16 protein-coding genes and 2 pseudogenes are annotated in these 19,463 nt (G+C 55.7%); 11 read left to right on the top strand and 7 right to left on the bottom strand.

Annotated features, from left to right (window positions below):
- Window positions 1-576: 576 nt before the first annotated feature.
- Window positions 577-879 (bottom strand): hypothetical protein, encoded by a 303-nt coding sequence (locus tag H7U12_RS04590; protein WP_186633644.1) that lies wholly within the window; start codon window positions 877-879, stop codon window positions 577-579.
- Window positions 880-1,056: 177 nt separating this feature from the next.
- Between H7U12_RS04590 and H7U12_RS04585 the strand changes: the two genes are divergently transcribed.
- Entirely contained in the window at window positions 1,057-1,380 is a 324-nt protein-coding gene (locus H7U12_RS04585; RefSeq protein ID WP_186633640.1) for a hypothetical protein, read from the top strand.
- Window positions 1,381-1,419: 39 nt separating this feature from the next.
- On the top strand, window positions 1,420-1,725 hold the full coding sequence (locus H7U12_RS04580; RefSeq protein ID WP_186633637.1) for a hypothetical protein: 306 nt from the start codon (window positions 1,420-1,422) through the stop codon (window positions 1,723-1,725).
- Between the two features lie 523 nt (window positions 1,726-2,248).
- Here the strand turns inward: H7U12_RS04580 and H7U12_RS04575 are convergent.
- Entirely contained in the window at window positions 2,249-2,638 is a 390-nt protein-coding gene (locus H7U12_RS04575; RefSeq protein ID WP_186633634.1) for a response regulator, read from the bottom strand.
- A gap of 282 nt (window positions 2,639-2,920) precedes the next feature.
- On the opposite strand from H7U12_RS04575, the pseudogene H7U12_RS22945 reads away from it, so the two are divergent.
- From H7U12_RS22945 to H7U12_RS04560, 4 genes and pseudogenes are all read left to right on the top strand, one after another.
- A pseudogene (locus H7U12_RS22945) lies at window positions 2,921-3,187 on the top strand (PAS domain-containing protein); the annotation flags it as partial.
- 64 nt (window positions 3,188-3,251) lie between these two features.
- Window positions 3,252-3,623 (top strand): histidine kinase dimerization/phospho-acceptor domain-containing protein, encoded by a 372-nt coding sequence (locus H7U12_RS22555; protein ID WP_241749123.1) that lies wholly within the window; start codon window positions 3,252-3,254, stop codon window positions 3,621-3,623.
- 65 nt (window positions 3,624-3,688) lie between these two features.
- Window positions 3,689-3,844, top strand: a pseudogene (locus tag H7U12_RS22940) (ATP-binding protein); the annotation flags it as partial.
- 79 nt (window positions 3,845-3,923) lie between these two features.
- Entirely contained in the window at window positions 3,924-4,028 is a 105-nt protein-coding gene (locus tag H7U12_RS04560) for an ATP-binding protein (protein ID WP_186633627.1), read from the top strand.
- 42 nt (window positions 4,029-4,070) lie between these two features.
- Here the strand turns inward: H7U12_RS04560 and H7U12_RS04555 are convergent, their stop codons facing one another.
- The 5 genes from H7U12_RS04555 to H7U12_RS04535 all read right to left on the bottom strand — a co-directional run bounded on the left by H7U12_RS04555 (window position 4,071) and on the right by H7U12_RS04535 (window position 13,239).
- The gene (locus tag H7U12_RS04555; RefSeq protein ID WP_186633624.1) at window positions 4,071-4,376 is read right to left on the bottom strand and encodes a hypothetical protein; all 306 of its coding nucleotides are present in this window, start codon (window positions 4,374-4,376) and stop codon (window positions 4,071-4,073) included.
- Window positions 4,377-4,548: 172 nt separating this feature from the next.
- The gene (locus H7U12_RS04550; protein ID WP_186633620.1) at window positions 4,549-4,818 is read right to left on the bottom strand and encodes a hypothetical protein; all 270 of its coding nucleotides are present in this window, start codon (window positions 4,816-4,818) and stop codon (window positions 4,549-4,551) included.
- 435 nt (window positions 4,819-5,253) lie between these two features.
- Entirely contained in the window at window positions 5,254-11,622 is a 6,369-nt protein-coding gene (locus H7U12_RS04545) for a T9SS type A sorting domain-containing protein (RefSeq protein ID WP_186633616.1), read from the bottom strand.
- 777 nt (window positions 11,623-12,399) lie between these two features.
- Complete coding sequence (locus H7U12_RS04540; protein WP_186633613.1) at window positions 12,400-12,834, bottom strand: hypothetical protein; 435 nt, start codon at window positions 12,832-12,834, stop codon at window positions 12,400-12,402.
- 12 nt (window positions 12,835-12,846) lie between these two features.
- Complete coding sequence (locus H7U12_RS04535) at window positions 12,847-13,239, bottom strand: response regulator (protein ID WP_186633610.1); 393 nt, start codon at window positions 13,237-13,239, stop codon at window positions 12,847-12,849.
- Window positions 13,240-14,214: 975 nt separating this feature from the next.
- Between H7U12_RS04535 and H7U12_RS04530 the strand changes: the two genes are divergently transcribed.
- The 5 genes from H7U12_RS04530 to H7U12_RS04510 all read left to right on the top strand — a co-directional run bounded on the left by H7U12_RS04530 (window position 14,215) and on the right by H7U12_RS04510 (window position 19,303).
- The gene (locus H7U12_RS04530) at window positions 14,215-14,607 is read left to right on the top strand and encodes a response regulator (protein ID WP_186633607.1); all 393 of its coding nucleotides are present in this window, start codon (window positions 14,215-14,217) and stop codon (window positions 14,605-14,607) included.
- A gap of 226 nt (window positions 14,608-14,833) precedes the next feature.
- On the top strand, window positions 14,834-15,022 hold the full coding sequence (locus H7U12_RS04525) for a hypothetical protein (protein ID WP_186633604.1): 189 nt from the start codon (window positions 14,834-14,836) through the stop codon (window positions 15,020-15,022).
- 188 nt (window positions 15,023-15,210) lie between these two features.
- Window positions 15,211-15,543 (top strand): hypothetical protein, encoded by a 333-nt coding sequence (locus H7U12_RS04520; protein ID WP_186633601.1) that lies wholly within the window; start codon window positions 15,211-15,213, stop codon window positions 15,541-15,543.
- Window positions 15,544-16,143: 600 nt separating this feature from the next.
- Window positions 16,144-18,036, top strand: a complete 1,893-nt coding sequence (locus H7U12_RS04515; RefSeq protein WP_186633598.1) for a PAS domain-containing sensor histidine kinase — start codon at window positions 16,144-16,146, stop codon at window positions 18,034-18,036.
- Between the two features lie 244 nt (window positions 18,037-18,280).
- Entirely contained in the window at window positions 18,281-19,303 is a 1,023-nt protein-coding gene (locus H7U12_RS04510) for an IS110 family RNA-guided transposase (RefSeq protein WP_186633595.1), read from the top strand.
- Window positions 19,304-19,463 lie beyond the last annotated feature (160 nt).

Genomic DNA, 19,463 nt, shown 5'->3' with positions numbered 1-19,463 from the left:
CTATCACTTCTTATAAGTTCCGTCTATTATGGTTTTAAAAATAGCTTGTTTTACCATCCCCATCCCATGAAAGAGGTAGATGTACTTAACAGAAAGTTCGGGATCGCGAAGCTGCTTTTTGAACAAGGGTTGATCAAGGAGTTCTAAGACCTTTTTGAGGTGGTATCCTACAGCGGGGACGCCAGAAAGCTGAACACTACCAATGTCAAAGTCAAGCTTAAGCAGCCTACGTTACTCCGGCTTGGGTAACTTGTGCGGATCGCAACCATTGGCGGCATAGATCCAGTTGCGTTCTTTTTCCTTATCCGCCTAGGCCCGCATGCACAAGGGTTAGCCAGGCTGGAACAAAATGATTCCTAACTGCATCTATCCTGTGTAGCCGTCTTATAGATTTGGATGGCCTTGAGGCGGTGGAGCAACGACTTGCAATGCTTTACATATACCCAATAAAGCATAAGAAGGGAAAAGCAGGTCTGTTTTACATGATAGTGGTTATAAGCTTGGATCTCAGGTCAGGTCCCCGGCTGCCCGGCCTGTGGGCGCCATCCGCCTAGCGGCACTATAGGCTGACACTAACTAGCGCATGCCACTCATGCTCTCCAGAAACGAGCGCAGGTTGCTTTGGGCGGTCTGGAGCGCTTCCCCAGGCCTGAGGTTGTAGGCGAGCATCATCGCCTCCAGGAGGCCTACCTGCGCAGCAATCAGCGGGGGGTGATCTCTGTGTGCTGTCTCCAATAGGCCCAATTGGACCTGCGCTTCCCTGACCAGGCTTCCAATCTGCTGGAGGGTCGGGTTCGCCTTATGAGCCAACACCGCCAATTTGCCATTCACTTCTACTAAGTTTCGAAGGAGAATCTCGGTGGAGGTCCTATGGTCCATATTCTTTTCCTATCCATATTCTTTTCCTAAAGGATAGGTTGGCAGATGGTATGCTAAGGTGACGGAAGGAAGAGGGTAGATGGGGAACCGAGAGACCTATGGAAAAATTCCCCGCCTGTTGCCTAGTGGTGGAATCAGTTGGCTTTTCCACTATATTTGAAAGATATACTCAAGCAAATGCAGTTCAGGAAAAAGAGCAACGGGGAGTTAGCGCAAATCCTCGCCAAGGTCGAGGGTCTGGGGAGCGTACAGGGCGACAACGGCATGGCCCTGGCCGACTACATGCGGGAGGCCCTGGAGGTATTCGGTGGCCTGGTGAACCACGGCCATACGGAGGACCACCTGGACCACATCATCAGCTACTGCCGCTCGCGGGTGGAGTATGTGCTGTACCTGGCAGAGCGCGAGGAGCGGGAGGACGCGCTCCAACTCGCCACGCAGACCCTGAGGTACTATCTCAAGAACAGCCACCTGGAGAACGGCAGCGGGGTGGAACTCTGACAAGGGAACTGAGGTTTATCTCGGGACGAAAATTCTAAGATGCGCCGGAACGAGAACCAATTTCTGTTGCTGGACCTCCTGCTCCAGGAGGCCAAAGAATACCACCTGAAAGAAGCAGATACCCAAGCTGGTCTGGTCCTACTGGACCAGACCAGGAAAGCCATCTCCCTTATAGAATACGATGAACACCGGAAGGGGATATCCCCCTTGGTGCTGGGCGCCTTGGAGAGCCTGTCGGCCGCCGAGGGTCTGGCACACCAGGGGCATGTCGCCGCTGCGTTTACCTCTCTGAAACTTGCCCTAATGAACCTTCTTGCCAAAAAGGCCTTGTTCCAGCAGCCCTAGCTGACCCTTGCCCGCTACGGCCAGGCCTGCCCGGCTTCCTTGCCTCCTGCTTGGGCAGCTCGATGAAAAAGGCATTACCTTTCCCCTCCTCGCTCTTGAACAAATGTTGATATAGTTAAGTGATCAACCTCCCTCTTTCTCTACCAGGAAGTCCTCCGAGCAGAAACGGTTCAGGGCGTGCATGTAGGCCTCGTAGACGCTGGCGAACCTTTCCCCCAGCGCATGGCCATGCCACACCACGAGGTAGGGCCTGGTGGCCCGGCGCCTCCTTGACCTATGGGGCAGGCGCTGGGAAACCTGCCTGACCCCGCCTTTGAAATGCTCCGCTTTCTTCATCCCTGCCTGGTGGTGGTAGTAAACAACAGCCGATGGGCAGGATAGGTTACGGTTGGTTGAAAAAGCGGTACAAGCACGGTGGGGAGCCGTTTTCTACGGTGGGGTTACGGCTTGTCCTCAAGTGAGGTAATCGACGGATGGGGTGACAACCTGAAGGGCTACAGGCCGGCCCCCTCGAAGGCCTTCCTTAGGAACTCCCCAGCGACTGGGCCGTGAGGGGTTTGGCCAGGTAGGCGTCCACCCCCCGCCCGTCCGCCTGCCGCAGGTCCCGCGGGTTTTGCGAGGAGGAGAGCATGGCGACGACGGGCCTCACCGGGAACTCCATGGTCCCCAGCGCCCCGACGAACTCGAACCCGTCCATGACGGGCATCTTCACGTCCACCAGGATCAGCCTGGGGCAAAGGGCCGCCCGGTTGGGCTCCGCGCAGGCGCTGCGGATCAGCTGGAGGGCCTCCTGCCCGTTGTGGGCTGTGAGGACCAGCTCGGCGACGCCCAGTCTCCTGAGCACGTTTCGGGCGATGTAGAGGGCGGTGGGGTCGTCGTCCACCAGCAGCACGGTTCCTATCGTTCTCGTCATGGGGGAAGTCGAGGTTTTTGGCAATATTTGTATAAATACACAGGCTATCCCGTTTTTACTCGGTTTCCCCGGGAAAGTTGGAATCTTCTACTCCGTTTTTAGAAAGTCCCATGGAAAACGCGATACGATCCTATCTGGATCAACCCTAGTCGACTTTGGACCAAACCCTCCCCGCCCAGGTAAAGGAAAGTACAAATCCAAGGGACGGATTTTCCGGATCAATCCATAACACCCACCGAGGTTTCGGATTAAAAGACCCATATCCCTATATAACTATACTGAATGACAATAATGAGTACCGACGCCATGCACGACCACCATGACTCCGACCTCCTCAAGACCCTTGCCGCCCAGACCGGCAAGGTGCTGTTCTCCTATGACCTGGATTCCTGCCGCCTCACCTTCCTCAACCCCGCCTTCAGCCATATCTGGGGCCGGACGCGAGAAAGCGCCCTGACCGACCCGGCCACCGTCTGGGAGGCCGTCCACCCTGACGACCGTGACTACTTGGCGAAAGAATACCGGGAGCTAACAGCGGGCATCATCCGGCAGGAGATCGAGTTCCGCATCGTGCTGCCCGACAAATCCGTGCGGTGGCTCTCGGTGAGCCCGCATGGTCACCGAGGCGCAGGGGAAAGAGACCATAACAGGTATCGTGGACCACATCACCGCCCAGAAGGAGAGCGTCGCCAACATGCAGAAGTTCGCCGCCAAGAAGGACTCCGTGCTGGAGATCCTCTCCCACGACCTGGCCGGTCCGTTGAATAACATCCACGCCCTCACTGAGATTCTCTCGGAAAGCACGGAGAGGTACGGGGACGAGGAAGTGAACGAGACCATCCGCATCATCCGCGAGAGCTGCGCCCGGAACGTGCGCCTGATCCGGGAGTTCGTGCAGCAGGAGTTCCTGGAGTCCTCCCAGACGGTGATGAAGAAGAGCCGGGTGGACCTGGGGAAGATGGTCTGGGACATCATCGAGCAGTAACGGGAGGGCGAGACATTAAAAAGGAGATCCGGTTCACCTCCTCGGCCGACAAATTCTACGCCCAGGTGGACGAGTACAAGTTCTCGCAGGTCATCAACAACCTCTTCTCCAACGCCATCAAGTTCACCCAGGACGACGGGGTAATCAGCATCGGGCTGGAGGAGAAGGACGGCTGCGTGCTCATCATGGTCCAGGACGACGGCGTCGGCATCCCCGCCAGGTACAGGGACGAACTGTTCGAGAAGTTCACCCGGGCCCGGAGGCCGGGCCTGCGGGGGGGAGCCGAGTACGGGGCTGGGCATGTCCATCATCAAGACCATCGTGGAGTGGCACGGGGGCCGCATCCGGTTCGAGAGCGAGGAGGGCAAAGGTTCCACCTTATACATAGAGCTGCCCAAGGAATAGGCGAGACAGGCCGTCCGGCGGGTTGGGGCAAGAGAGGTCCGACTACGGCTGCCGGAACAGGGCCGCTTTCCTGAGCAGGTGGAGGAGGGCCAGCCTCGTGCCGGTGAACGCCTTGGGGACATGTCCCCGGCGGGCCAGGGTCCCGGCGAGGGAGAGGCTCTCCAGGGTCGCCAGCACCAGGACGGCTACTTCCTCCTGTCGGTTATCGTAGTCTATAATGGAAACGGTCCCCTTGATCTGGTCCAATAGGGCAACGGCCACCTCCATGCTTGCTTTTTTCAACTGGTACTCCCTGACCTCCCGGAGCAGAAGGGCCAGCAACAGGAATTGGTTCTCGTTTGTGCGCATCTGGGGAAAATCTTCCGGGGAAACCCTTTCCGAGGGGTCAGAGTCCCACCTCGCTGCCGGCCCCCAGCTGGCTGTTCTTGAGGTAGTAGCTCAGGGTCTGCCTGGCGAGTTGGAGCGCGTCCTCCCGCTCCTCGCGCTCCACCAGGTAGAGCGCGTACTCCACCCGCGAGCGTCAATAGTTGATGATGTGGTCGAGGTGGTCCTCGGTGAAACCCTGGTTGGCCAGGCCGCCGAATACCAGTAGCGCCTCTCCCATGTGGTCGGCCAGGGCTTGGCCGTTGTCCCCGTACGCGTCCCCCAGTTCCTCGACCCTGGAAAGGATCCGCTCTAACTCCTCGTTGCTTTTTTCCTGAACGGCATTGCTTGTATATATAGCCCGAAGATAGGGGAAAAAACAATCCCCGCTTGCTGTGCGCAAGCGGGGCGGGAAATTCCTGGGCATGCTCAGGCAATGCTTAACCTTCCTTTACCCGTGGGGTCTACCTTCAGTTAAAGATTGTTCAGCCAAAGATTGTAAGTCCATAACGAAGGTTATGTTCAGCCGGAGGAGATTTGCTTAGCCTATAATGCCTGTTCTGTCCAGGAGGCTAATAGCATGGATTGCTAGCAAGGCTGAGTTTTGTCTTGTAAAGTTGCAGGCTCTTGGGATTTGACATAAGAGGTACTATGGGCCTGCCATGTCGTGGAGGACGGCCACAGACACCTGGGACATGTTCTATCTGGGGAATGAGGGTAGCTTTGTTGGAAATAGGTCTAAAACTGGGGTTAGTTTTTTCTCCTCTTTTCTGATTTAAGGCTATAATCATAGGAGGGACATGCAAAAAGGGAAGGGGCGCCATTTAGTGCCCCTTCCCTTTTTGCAGATTTGGTTTTAAGGTTATTGCTTCACCACGCGGGTGACGGTCTCAAAGTCTATGCCTGTCATCTGTAGCAGGTAGGTTCCTGCCGCGACCTTGGTTAGATCAACTTTCTGTACCGACCCGCCCGTAACCTCCAATGATTCCATAAGACGCCCATCCAGGGCAATTACCTTGATGGTCACCGGTGCGGTGGCTACTTTGGTTAGATCCAGGTTTACAGCATCAGCAGTTGGGTTCGGATAGGCCTTCAAGGTTGCCTGAACCGGAGCAATTCCTTTCGTCTGCACGGCGATGGTTTTGCTGTACTCGAACTTTCCGTCAATGTCCACCTGCTTGAGGCGGTAGTACACGGTACCTTCAGGGGTAGCCACGTCGTTGAAGGAGTAGCTGACCAGCACGTTACTGTTACCGAGGCCTTTCACCTGACCGATAGCCACAAAATCCTTTCCATCTGCGCTGCGCTCCACCTGGAAGAAGCTGTTGTCCTTCTCCGAGGCGGTGGCCCACACCAGTTGCACGCCTTCTTTCTGGGCTTTGGCGGTGAAGCTGATCAACGTCACCGGAAGTGGAGTGGCCAGGGCGCTGCTGCGTGCGGCGTACTCATACTTGTCTGTGGTGCCGGGGAGTAACACTAACGGTTGGTTAATGGTTGCGCCTCCATTGCTTGTGTCAAACAGGTCTACTATTCCGTCCAGATCGGTGTCATGGTAGTACTTGTTGCTTGGGATGAGGAAGGCATAGGTTCCGTTCACTCTCTCCAGCCAGTTAGGAATGCCATTGTTGTTGCTGTCCGAAGTGGTGTAGTAGCCCAATCCAGTTTTGGCCTCGAAGGCGGCTGCGCGGGTTTTGTAGTCACCCAGGGTGATGCCGTCCTGGTCATCGTCCAGAGACTCCACGTAGTCTTCGTACTGGTCATTGTCGCTGTTGGTGTCCAGGTAGTCAGGCTTGTCCGTTGCATCGGTGTTCACAAGGGCTACTGCGGTTCCGTTTGTGCTGCAGCCGCAGGTTGGATCATAGGCGTTGTCCAGACCGTCACGGTCACTGTCTGCCCCGGTCCGGGCCACATATCCGAAGGTAGACTGAGCTTCCAAGTTGTCCAGAAGACCGTCATTGTCTGAGTCAATGTCCTGGAAATCACGGTGGCCGTCGCCATCGGTATCCGTATTAGGTAGTTTCATGTTTCCGTTGGCATCCAGTACGGCCAGCGGAATGCCGTATTGGTTCACTGGTCCGGTGAAGGTTCCGGTCAATGGGTTGTAACCGGCAGGGGCCACACCGCCGTTTGCCTCAATGGCATTCGGGATACCGTCTCCGTCAATGTCAATGTCGTATCCTCTGATCAGACCGTCCAGGTCAATGTCAAACGCATCGTGGATGTCATCATGGTTCACGTCTCTGAAGGCTCCGTATACCGGGTGCACAAAGTCAGTGTCCAGGTAGTTGTAGATGCCGTCGCCGTCAGCGTCTGCGGTTGGGTTCACGGCTCCCGGTTCAGTGATGATGCCGTCATTGTTATCATCCAGGTCGTCTACATCGGCTACGCCGTCATTGTCCCAGTCGCCGGAGATCACGTAGGTGAAAGTGGTTGCACTTACCCCGCCGGTGGCATCGGTGGTTCTCACGGTCAAAGTATAAGTCCCCGGAACCAGGTTGAACTTGTTGTCTACTTCCAGTGCCCCGTCATTACCCAGGCGCACACCGCCAGGTAAAGAGCCGTTGATGATTTCCGCACTCTGGATTGGGCCATCTGGGTCAGTGAGTTCAGCAATGTGGTCTCCGGTGTTGAAGAAGAACATGTGCCTGTCGGTGAGCAGCACCTGGGCAGCGGCTTCGCGGTCTTGAACCTCAAATACTACCGCGGTGCTGTTGTTGCCGTTAGCAGTGTTGCCACCGTTAGGGTCAAATTCAGCTTGGGCAGTTTTCACTCCGTAGCTGTTCAGGATTCCGGAGGTGATAGGCTGAGCCAGGAACGTCAGGGTCTTGGTTTCATTCACCCCGATGGTACCGATGGTCCAGATACCCGTGGCTGCATCAATGGTAGTTCCATCTGACTGTTTACCGCTGCCTGGCACCAAAGTTACCCCAGGGGCAACATGTGCCGACACCACTACCCCAGTAGCTGGGTCTGGTCCGTTGTTGGTGGCCGTGATGGTGACCAGGTACTGACCATTTACATAATAAGGCCCAACTTCTATAGAACTTGCTATAGCTACATCAGCGGTTTTCTCTGTTGCAATTTGCGCGGTGGCGCTGTTGTTGGCCGTATTATTGTCATACTCATTGGCTGTTTTCACCGAGGCGGTGGTTGTATAAACGCTAGTACCGGAAGCGGGCTTCACCATGATAACCAGTGTTTCTGTAGAGCCTGGAAGCAGATCTGTGCCCAGGGTCCAAATTCCCGACTTAGCATCATAGATTCCTACAGATGCGGTAGCTTGTTCAAAGTGTAGATTAGCAGGAAGGATATCCTCAATCTTCACACCTGTGGCCGCGTCTGTGCTGTTGTTTTTCACAGTGACAGTAAAGCCAGTAGATCTTCCGTTATGATATGGCCCTCCCGCCGGAGTGTTGGTCACTTGCAGATCTGCCACTGGTACTACGTTCAACAAGGCAACAGCTTTGTTGTTCTCCAGGTTGAGATCGGTCTGGTCCAGGGAGGCAATGTTTCCTCCCAGGTTCAGGCGGCCGGTGGTGTTGGGAATTCCTTTCACCACCAAGGTCACAGATTCGCCGGGGTTCAGGGAAGGAATGATCCATTTACCAGTGGTTGGGTTATATCCCTTGTCCAGCTCTGCGGAGGTGATGTCGATGGTTCCGGTGCGAGTGTCATATCCCACCAGATTAGTGGCTCTGTCTGGGCCGTTATTAGTCACGGTCAAGGTGAAGGTAGCCTCCGTGATGCCTTTGTAGAAGACACCATTCACATCGCCAGTTACTGCCACGCTTACCGTTGGGTCTGCCGCTTTCTGCACCGTGAAAGTGGCGGAGGCAGTGTTGTTGGCGGTATTGGTGTCAGACTCGTTTCCTGTTCTTTTCGTGGCGGTGAAGGTATACTCCTTGCCGGTGGTCACGGTATTGTCAATGTTGGGCACTACTACCAGGTTCATTCCGGTAAAGCTTCCGGCCGCCAGGTTGCCCAAGGTCCAGATGCCGGTTGTGGCGTCATAGGTGCCTACTTTAGGGGTAGCGCTCACCAAAGTGAAACCAGCCGGAATCAATGCGTTGATAGAAACGCCAGTGGCCGCATCAGGACCCACGTTGTCTACCCGCACACCCAGGGTAATAGGCTTGCCGGTGTAATACGGACCGGCAGACATACCGGTGGTCACCTGGATATCGGCGGTGATGGTGCCGGTGCCGGAAGTGATGGAATTGGAGGCGCTGTTGTTCCCGTTGGTGTTGTCGTACTCGGTGTGAGTTTGCGTAGCGGTGGTGGTGATGATGGCACTTTGGTTTACTTTCCCCACCAAAGTAAGGGTGGCGGAGGCGCCGTTGGCCAAGGTTCCCACAGACCAGGTTCCCGAGGTCAGATTATAAGAACCTGTGCTGGTGGAGTTGTTCACCAACGTCAGAGAAGCCGGAAGCTGGTCAGTCACCACCACATTGGTAGCCGTGCTTGGGCCATTGTTGCTAACGGTTACGGTATAGGTCACCTCGTCACCATTGGCGTAAGTGGCTTTGAAGGGCGAGGTAATCACGTTAGTCACGGCCACATCGGCGGTTGGTTTCACCGTGATGGTGGTGCTGGCGGTGTTGTTGGTGCTTATAGCGTCATACTCTGTGTGGGTCTGGGAGGAGGTTACGGCTAAGGTCCCCGTCAAGGTAGGTTTTGCCGTGATGGTCAGCGTCTGTGATCCGTTCGTGACAATGGTTCCCACCGTCCAGGTACCGGTAGCGGCATCAAATGTACCGTTGCTGGCCGTATAGCCTGTGATGGTTAACCCGGCCGGCAGTTGGTTCGCCACTGAAACATTAGTGGCGTTGCTAGGGCCGTTGTTTACCGCTGTAACGGTGTAAGTGATGGCGTCTCCCTGCCCCGGATTGACATTGGAAACTGTGTTGGTGACCGCTACGTCCGCGGAAGGCAGAACGGTAATGGTGTTGGACATGGTGTTGTTGCTGCTGTTCAGGTCCAGTTCGTAGCCGGTTCTGCTGCCTACCGTTGCCGTAGTGGTATGCGTTCCTTGTTGAGAGGCTCTCGCAGTCAGGGTGATGGTTTTTGTCTCGTTCACGGTGAGGTTACCCACGGTCCAGACTCCGGTAGTGGCATCGTAACCCGTTGGAGTACTTCCTTGTAAGATTAGTCCTGTAGGTAACTTATCTGTAATGGTAACTCCAGTGGCAGCATTGGGGCCTAAGTTCTGGGCCATGATGGTATAGGTCACCAATTCTCCATTGTAGTAGCTGGTTCTGGGAACAGTGTTGGTTACTGCAATATCCGCGGATGGTTGCACGGTGATAGTAGCCGAGGCACTGTTGTCGGTAGTCACGTTATCTGCTTCGGTATGGGTTTGGGAGGCAGTGGTGGTGATGGTACCTATCGCCAGCGGCTTGGCCGTAATAGTTAAGGTCTTGGATGTTCCTACCGCCAAGGTTCCCACGTTCCAGGCACCGGTAGTGCTGTTGTAAGCGGCATCTGAGGAGCTCACGAACTGTAGTTTTGTGGCATCCAACTGGTCGGTTACCACCACGTTGGAGGCGGGGAGCGGGCCGTTGTTGATGACGGTCACGGTGTAAGTAAATTCTTTACCAATGGCGTAAGGAGCTGTGGAGGCAGTGTTGGTGACGGCCACTTCTGCGCTACAGTCATAGGCGAAGGTGGCAGACTGTTGGCTGGAGCCTGTGTAGCCGTAGGTCCAAGTATTGACCGTTTTCAAGTCACCGGCGGCGGCGGTGGAAGTTCCCCACCGGTGTACCCCGCTGGAAGAAACCACCCCGAACAGTTCAGACTGAGGAGTTGGGAACGATGAGGTAGGCAGGTTGGTGTCATCCCAGAAAAGGAGCCCGTCATAGTTGGACCCGGCCATTGGCCGTATATCCTGCACCCGGAAACCATCCAGGTTTTTCTCCGCGTCCCACACCGGGAAATGCACCGGAGCGCTCCCGTTCCGGAAGAAGTAGTTGAGCGTGGTGTTTTTAGGCACCACTTGGCCGAGGCCGTTCAAGCCGTTCCATTCCACCGCCCGGGTGCCTTTGACCCCCGAAGATTGTAGCAACACGTCGGCAGATCCTGGTTGGTACCCATTCACCCCATTCAGGTTGATCAAGACAATGAACGTGCTGCTCTCAGTTGTATTCAGGTTGAAAGTCGATTTCCCTCCATTAGTAGTGGGATTGCAAGTGTTGTTGATGGAAACGGTGAAAGTGGGAGCTGCCGCGCTGAGCCAGATGCTTTCATCCGGGTTGTTCACGAAGTTGAAAAGCTCCGGGTAGTCTATCTGGCTGTTCTGGCTTTTTCTTCTTTCCTCTGCCGTGGTGCCCGCGGCCGTAGTGGACCCGAAGCGGTTGGTCACAAACCGGAAGAAGTTCTGCGGGGCTATGCCGGCCAGCTCGATTTTCTTTACAAAGAATTTTCCGGCCTGGTCCTCGCTTGGGATCAGGGGGTACATGTTGAAGTCTTTGGAGAACACGTTGTCTGCTCCGCCCGCAGAGAAAGACCACAGCTTGCCGCGCATCCGGCCCTGTCTCTCGGCGCCGGTTGCGTCAATCACCGTGAAATCCCATAGGTCATACACCGAGAAACGGCGTCCATCGTCGGTCCAGCCAGATTCTCCTACCTGGGTGAACTCTACATAGTAATCTTGGTCTACCCCAGTGGTGTTGGTGATGCTGAGCGGCGTATACCCATTGGTTACGGCAGCAAAGGCCCCTCGGGCAGGGCGGTTAGGTCCGTTGTTCGCTTCGGTGGCATTGTCAATTACCCCGTTCTGGTTTGCCACCAGCAACATGTCTCTGGTAGAGTTGGTGTTCGCCCTTAACGTATTGGCTTGCGAGAAACCAGCGTCATCTACGCCGTCCACACTGGTGCGTCTGAGGGTAATGGTCAGGTCTGCTTGGTTGGCAGTGGTTTGGTCATGGACGGCCCGACGCACCCCGTAGTAAAGCGTCTCCCCGGCCTTCACCCGGATGTAGAGGCGGTGGTCTTTGGAATAAGTAGCCCCGTTACGGCTGAACCCGGCAGGCTTCAGGAAACTGAGGGAGGTGATGGCTACCCCGGTGGCGCTTGGAAAGTTCGCGTCGTGCGCCAGGTACCCAACCCTGTCGTTGAGGGTGCTGGTTAAAGCTGCCGTGGAAGCGTTGGGCGTTAACTGCTTTGACCCTTCCCCGTACATGGTGAACGGGAACAGGAGCAAGGCAAAGGTGAGGAGTCGTAGAGTTCGCACCATATAAAAGGTTTAATTGGAAATTTAGGGCCAATCCATCTACTATATCAATCAAACAGTTTGACAATTCGAAGAGAGTTGCTTTACTAACTAGACTGCATTAAAGATGATGACGCAAAATTATTCAATTTTTCCTAAACACCTTCTTTCGAAGGTATTTAGGTTCTTTTTTTTCGACGAACGGGGGCTTTGGCTCGGCAAATGATGAAATCTTAGTTAATAAGCGGTATTTATTGAGTATTCATGGGTACATTTTGAATATAGCTAAACCCATTATTAAGTCTAATTGCCATGTAAAAATACAAATATATGTTTTAACATATTATAATTATATAAATAATTTACTATGACTATTTATATAATTATAAATTCTTTGACAACCGCTACACTCTTAGGTGACATAGTTTTTGAAAGAGGCATAGATAAGCCAGGTAGCCTAAAGTCTTCTACAAGCCCATTTACTCAGGGTGAGCATGGATAGGTGAACCTTACCAAGGTCGCGAAGGACACAGCCTATATCTCTCAAATATCAAGACAGGTATTCCCAACTCTAGGGCAAAGAAGAGGGACTACAATCGGTTGTTGCCGCCTTCCATCAGGCGACAACTTCCCGAACTCTGGGCGAGTTCCTGGAGGGGGCTTACGACGGGGAGGGACTCTGGCTTTGCTAGGTTCCTACCGGCTGGAAAGCAAGGCAGGCGACCCCGCCGTTCGCCGGGTCGCCTGCCTTAAAAGCTTAAACTAGCATTCCTCTCTACGGATGCGCGGCGCCAGGGTTTTCTAGCCTTCACTCTGCAGCAGCCACGCCACGGCCTGCTCTTCTGATTCGAAGAACCGCATGTCGTAGGGAGACTCGGCCCCGCGGTGCATGTTGGAGATGAGCAGTCTTTGGATGAAGTCGCCCCCCACCACGCAGGCCATCTTCCGCAGTGCGCTTTTGGGCAGCAGGTTTTCGATATAGGACCTGCTCAGCGCCTGGCTTTCGGGTGAGATCAGCCCCGCGCTCAGATTGTTGAACAGCATCAATCGCACCTCCTCCTTGAACAGTAAGTCGAAGAAGTTGGCGATGGCCGATTGGTACTCCAGGTCCGAGGGGCGACGCCGGAACACCATTCGGGCCAAGCTAGCTGAGGGGTAGAAATCAAGGGCGTAGCTGCCCGTAGAGGAGATGATCTTCCTTTTCTCTAGGTGGGTCAGGGGCCGTATCTCTTCCATGGTTTCCTTTGTTTAATTGGGTAGTAGGTTGGCCAGGGCCTGCGTGGTGAGAGGCTTCACTAGGAAGTCTACGGCTTCGAGCCTTTGGTCCTGGTTCATTGCCCGTAGGTCACCGGTGACGGACAGGAAGACGACCTTCGGGGTCAGGGCCGGGGACAGTTTCCGGTACTCCTCCATCAACTCAAAGCCGTCCATGCCGGGCAGCATGGGATCGATGAAAATGAGGTCGGGGCAGTCGTGGGCGGCCTTGCCGGAGGTGCAGCCTTTGAGCATCTCGTAGGCCTGCTCGCCGCTTCGGGTGGTGATGATCTCTTCCGCGAATCCTTCTCTTCCCATGATGGATGAGGTGATATAAGTACTGATCGGGTCGGCATCGACCAACAGGACCTTTCTGAATTTCTTCATATCTGTTTCTCAGCACCCGGAGGTAGGTGTTCTGTCAGGGTTTTAGGATTGAACCGCTCGGGGGGAAGGGGATGCGAAATTACGAAGAAAGGCGGACATAAGAAAAGCCGCACATTTGGGTGTGCGGCCTTCCAGGAAACCTCTCATATGACGTAGGTTCTAGGCCGTGCCTCGCCAGAGCGCAAGCGGATAGGAGGCAGCTGTCCTAGAATGGGTTGAGTGAACAATAGTTCGTTTACGCGCTCTCACCCAGCGGGTTTCACCATAGCCCCCGGGAGGGAGAGGGAAACCTAGGTCCCCATGAGAGGCGGTCCCTTGACAGGTCGGCTAGGAAGGGCTTGACCAGGAAGCCGACACGGCAATGAACATTGAACATGGCTTAGGCCCGCGGTGAGACAGGAAATTGCCCGGGAAGCCCGTCTGACGACCAGGGCGCTTTCTTTGCGACCAAGCCTGGGCTTCTGGAATAGTCGGGGGCAGGCGCCTTGGCGCTTGTCCATTGCAGAGGGAGCAACGCCTAAAGGGCTGCCTTTGAGAATTCTGGTCAGACCTCAGACACAACAAAGTAGATTTCTGTTTACCTTTGGGCCTTGTCCCCCCCCCTTTATGTCCAATTCCCTATCCCCCACCGACGGTGCTGTTGAACAGCCCGAAAGCCCCCTTTTACCCTCCGGGAAATTCGTTTTAATCAAGGACGGAGCAATTATTGGGTACCTCAACCACTATTACACCGCTTGCCGCTACGGGTTCACCCACTTTGAAAGGGCAATTTCGCCGTGGAGAGATCATCCCTGAAAGATTAAGGACCAAGACCTCCCCCCTCTAAAGTAAGAAGCCACAGGTAGGGTTTGGCTTTTGCGGAAAGATGCCGGAGGGGCTTTGAAAAAGCTTTGCTTGCAGAACTTTTCAGGGTATAATGTAGGTTTCCAAGCTGGAATCAACGATTTGTTTCAACAGCCCAAACCTACTACACCAATGAGCATTGGTCAGATTCTTGTCATTGACAACGACGACACCGCACGGTTTCTCCTCTCAAGGGTGATGTACCGGATGAACCGGACCGAAAGCCTATTCTTCGCCAAGAACGAAAGGGAAGCCCTGGAATTGATGGGGCGGCAGGAGTTCAGCCTGATCCTGCTTGATCTACACCAACCGAATGCGAACGGCTTTGAGCTTCTGCAGGGTTTGGGGCAGTGGCAGGAAGCCACGGGCAAATCCCTCCCCAGAATCGTCGTGCTTTCTTCCGGCGACACGGACAACGCCTACAGCAAAGCCAGGACGGAGTATTTCCATATGGTCAGTGCCCACCTGGAAAAGCCGTTCACAGAGCACCACGTGCTCCAGTTGCTGGAGGTGGAAGGGGAATAGGCGCAGGGCCAAGCCCACCCCGGAAAAAACGTTTTAAGCCCTGAAAGACGAACGAAGGCCTTCTTCAGAACAAGCGCGCCTGGGCGAGCCTAAGAACCACCCAAAGCCCGCCTGTTTCATGCGTACAAATCGGGTATTCCCCTGTTTAAACACGCGATACGCCTGCATCCGCGGGATATTCGTTGGATTGGCGGTATTTTTGTGTTCACCATTCATTTTCAAGGACATGGAGAACGCGGTTGGATGGTCACAAGAAGCAGAGGTGGCCTCTTCTAAGCAGGGGCTGGGCCGGTATTCCGTGGCAAGGCACGGAATCGTTTCGGAGGAACGCTTTGCCAGCTTCTATGAAGGGTACATGTACGCCCTCAACCTTTTCTGCTCGGAGTACTTCGTGGTGCTGATAGACGGGGAATAAAGCTTATTGGGTTTTTTGGTATATTTTCCGGCCATTTGCGGATTATTGGCGTACCTTCAGGCACATTCGCATGGCCCAAAGCTAGTTCGCCTTTACATACGGGCATGTGTTTTCACCCCTTAGTCTCTGGCCCACTCGTACCGTAGCTTGTATCTGTTCGCCCTGGATTAACTTCAAAGTTAACCATTATGTACGCACAGAAAGGCTCGGTTGAACCCCAAGGGGCCAAAGCCAACTACGGGACCATCGTCTCCAAGCTTAGGACCGCTATCGCCAGGCACAAGGCCGCCTTTCCGCACCTGGCGGCAATCGAGGACTTTCTCTCCGTTTCCATGCCCGACACAGACAAGGACAGGGACTACCTGCTGCGGCTGGAGGAACTCTGCTCCTTCCTGGACAGGCTGAGCACCGGCTCCTACGTCATCCGCCACCTGCACAACAACCTCTGCTCGGACGTGGAGGCGGCAAGGAGCGGCTTGCCCGTCGGGCAGGACACCCCCTACATCCACCTTCCGGGGTAATCCAAGGCGAACAGGCGGTTGGGGCTTACCTCAACTATCTCAAGTCTGCCTTTCGGAGGTGCCGTTTCAAGGGACTCCCTAAGGCGGGGTTCCAACTGCAGTTAGCCCCAGGGCAAGGCAACAGTGAACGCAAACCATACCCCTGGAATGCCCCACTTCCCCTGGAACACCCCATTTGCCCCTAAACACCCTTCTATCTACGGCACATAGCCCCACTAGGGCCTGTAGGCGAGAATCGCCGCTGCTGGTCCAGTTGCCTCCCTAGATGAGTTTAATGCTCCACTCCAGGGCTGTGGTCAACGCTGGGTTAACACGGCAATCAGCGTTGACCATGGTTTAGGCCAAGATCTGTAAGGCCCGGGAAGCGTTGAACCGACCTTTAGGAATGGATACCAAAATTTGGCTCGGGGAAGTACCGTTCTCTGGAACATTTAACCTACTGTTACGTTTTGCATTGGCTCTGATAGCCCGGTAGGCAGGAGCGGCTTTAGCTTTGCCCAAGATTTGCTTACCTTTGCATTTTTTACAGATTCATGCTACCGCTACCCCGTAACCCCCCCTCTTTACGCAAGCCCTAGACCCATCCTTAAAGATTTTACCGTGAAACACCAGGAGAGGGGACGCCAGGCCCCGCAAGCCCAGCAGGCGCACCTGCAGGCCGACGACATATACGGCATCTTCATGCAGTCCGCGGCGCTCATGTGCGTCTTCTACGGCCCCACGCACGTCTTCAAATTCGTCAACCCGCCCTACCAGGCCCTAGTAGGGGACCGTCCGCTCCTGGGGAAACACATCGCGGAGGCGATGCCCGAACTCGCGGGGCAGCCCATCTTCGACCTTCTGGACCGGGTCTACCGGACAGGGGAGCCTTTCCATGCCCCGGAGATGCTCGTGCGACTCGATCACGTCAACTCCGGGGATTCCCTGGGGGAGAACTACTACAACTTCGTATACCAGGCCCTGAGGGACCCTTCCGGGCAGATCACCGGCATCCTGGTGTTCGCCTACGAGGTGACGGCCCAGGTCCAGGCCAGGCAGAGGGAACAGCAGCTGAACAGAGTGCTGGAAGAGCAGGTGCGGCAGCGCACGCGGGAGACAGAGGAGGCCCGGCAGGAGGCCGTCCGGGAGCGGGAGCACCTGGAGCGGGTCTTCATGCAGGCCCCGGGCGCGATCTGTATCCTGGAAGGGCCCCTGCTCGTGTATCGGTTGGTAAACCCCACCTACCAGCAGATCTTCCCCGGCCGCACCCTGCTCGACAAGCCGCTGCTGGAGGCCCTGCCTGAGCTGACGCAATCGCAGGTCCCCGAGATCCTCGCCCGCGTGTACCGCACGGGGGAGACCTACGTGAACGCCGAGCTGCCCCTCCTGCTTGCCCGCCATGAGGGGGATGCCCCGGACCAGATGTACTTCTCCTTCACCTACCAGGCGCGCCGCAACGGCCTAGGCGAAGTCGACGGGGTGCTGGTCTTCGCCCACGAGGTGACGGAGCAGGCAAGGGGGCGCCAGGCGGCGGAGGACAGCGCCCGTCAGCTGCGGATGGTCACCGACGCCCTACCCGTCCTCATCGGCTACCTCGACCAGCAGGAGACCTACCGTTTCGCCAACAAAGCCTACGAGAGCTGGTTCCCTCTCAAGTCCGGGGAATTGCTGGGAAGGAGGGTGACCGACGTCGTGGGGGAGCAGGCCTACGGAAAGGTGAAAGAGTACCTGCACAGGGCATTGGCAGGGGAACGGGTGGATTTCGAGGCCACCATGCCGTACCGGGAAGGCTTCACCCGGCATATCCGCACCAGCTACGTCCCCGACGAGCGGGACGGCGAGGTGCTGGGCTGCTATACCCTGGTGACCGACGTGACCGCCCAGGTGGAGGCGCACCGGAAACTGCAGGAGAGTGACCAACGTAACCAGTCCCTGGCCCGGGAGCTGCAGGAGTCGAACGGGAGCCTGGTGGAGTCCAACGCCAAGCTCGGCAGGCTGAACGACCAGCTACGGCACATCAACGCAGACCTGGACAACTTCATCTACGCGGCCTCCCATGACCTGAGGAACCCGATCCTCAACATCGAGGGGCTGCTCGGCGTGCTGGAGGAGAACCTAGCCTCAGCCGGCCAGGGGACAAAGGACACGCATCGGGTCATGGGGATGCTCAGAGGGGCGGTGGGACGCTTCAAGCAGACCATCGGCCAACTCGCCGAAGTCACCAAGCTGCAGAAGGAGTCCGCTGAGGTCGTACGCCCCGCCGAGCTGGCGCCGATCATCTCCGGTTTGGAGCTGGACCTGGCCTTCGATATCCAGCGCAGCGGGGCTCGGATAGAGGTGGAGGAACCCGGCTGCCCGAACTTCCCGCTTTCGGAGAAGAACCTGCGCAGCATCGTCTACAACCTGCTCTCCAACGCCATCAAGTACCGCTCCCCGGAGCGCCCGCCCCATATCCGGTTGGGCTGCCGCCGGGACAGGGACATATGGACCCTGTCCGTCCGGGACAACCTTTAGATTGCCCCGATATAAATTTTCCCACAACCACAGTTCTTTATTACCAGCCACAGGTTTAACTTCACTGTAGCTGAAGGGGCAGCCAGCGCACTACTCGCTAACCAGGCGAAAAATCAACCTACAGACCGATTCAGTCTGGCTGCCTTATTTGTAAACCCGCAGGCAAGGGTCATATAGATTTTCGGGACTTGAGGGCCCATGATAAAGGTTTCGATCCGCCGTCTGCACAACCTGATGAAAAGATATGGAAAAGCCTACCCATTCCCAAGCGCCCGCCTTCATTCTGGGCGTCGATGTGAGCAAGGACAGCCTGGACGTGTGCCTGGTCTGCTGCGCCGGCGGCAGAGAACTAAGCCGCAAAACCAACAACAACCCCTCGGGCTTCAGGCGCCTGAAGGCCTGGCTCAAGCAGCACGGCTGCGAGGCGGGGCCTGAGACCCTCTGCTGTCTGGAGCACACGGGCCTCTACACCAGGCAACTGGTGCATTACCTGCTGGCCAGGGAGGTCAGGGTATGGATGGAGAGCGCCCTGCAGATAAAGAGGAGCATCGGCATGGTCAGGGGAAAGGACGACAAGGTGGACGCGCAGCGGATCGCCCGCTATGCCCTGCTGCACCAAAGTCAGGCAAAGTGCGTGAATCTCTCCGGGGTGACGCTGGAGCGGCTCAAGGACCTGCAAGCCAACAGGTCGAGGCTGCAGAAGGCGCTGCAGAGCATCAAGGTCACCATAAAGGAACTGCTGGCGGTGGACCCCGTCTCTGGCAAAACACTTGAACAGGTGAACAAGAAAGCCGTCCAGGGACTGGAGAAGAGCATGGAGCAGGTGGAGGAGAAGATGCAGGAGTTCATCGCCAAGGACGATGCCCTGAAGGGTAAATATGACCTGCTTACCTCGGTGAAGGGTGTGGGCAAGGTGCTTGCCGTCTCGCTGCTGGTCTACACCCAAGGCTTTACGAGGATGGATGACGGACGGAAACTGGCCTGCTACTGCGGGGTGGCCCCCTTCGAATACCGCAGCGGAACGAGCATCATGGCCAAGGCGGGTGTCTCCAAGTTCGCCAACAAAAACCTCAAGCAGGTGCTGCACATGGCCGCCCTCAACAGCGTGCGCTACAACCAGGAGATGAAGGCGTATTTCGACAGGAAAGTGGCGGAGGGCAAGAGCAAGATGAGCGTTCTGAACGCGGTGAGAAACAAGCTCCTCCACCAGATCGTGGCGGTTATAAAGAGAGGCACCCCCTATGAGATCAGATTGGATAAAATTTAGCGCAGAGTGCTTGTTTTACTCATAGATTTCGGTCTAGTATAAACGACGGCGAAGGCCGTCGGCCGAGATGACGTTTATACCTTTATATTTGCCCATCTGCGAGAGTGCAATTTCCTATATTTGAAATGGGAGAGGAGAACTAAACGTTTATATAGGTTTT

Source organism: Rufibacter sediminis, assembly GCF_014269285.1.
Classification (GTDB): domain Bacteria; phylum Bacteroidota; class Bacteroidia; order Cytophagales; family Hymenobacteraceae; genus Nibribacter; species Nibribacter sediminis.
Note: the sequence above shows the minus strand (reverse complement) of the source record. Positions and strands in the feature narration are given on the sequence as shown.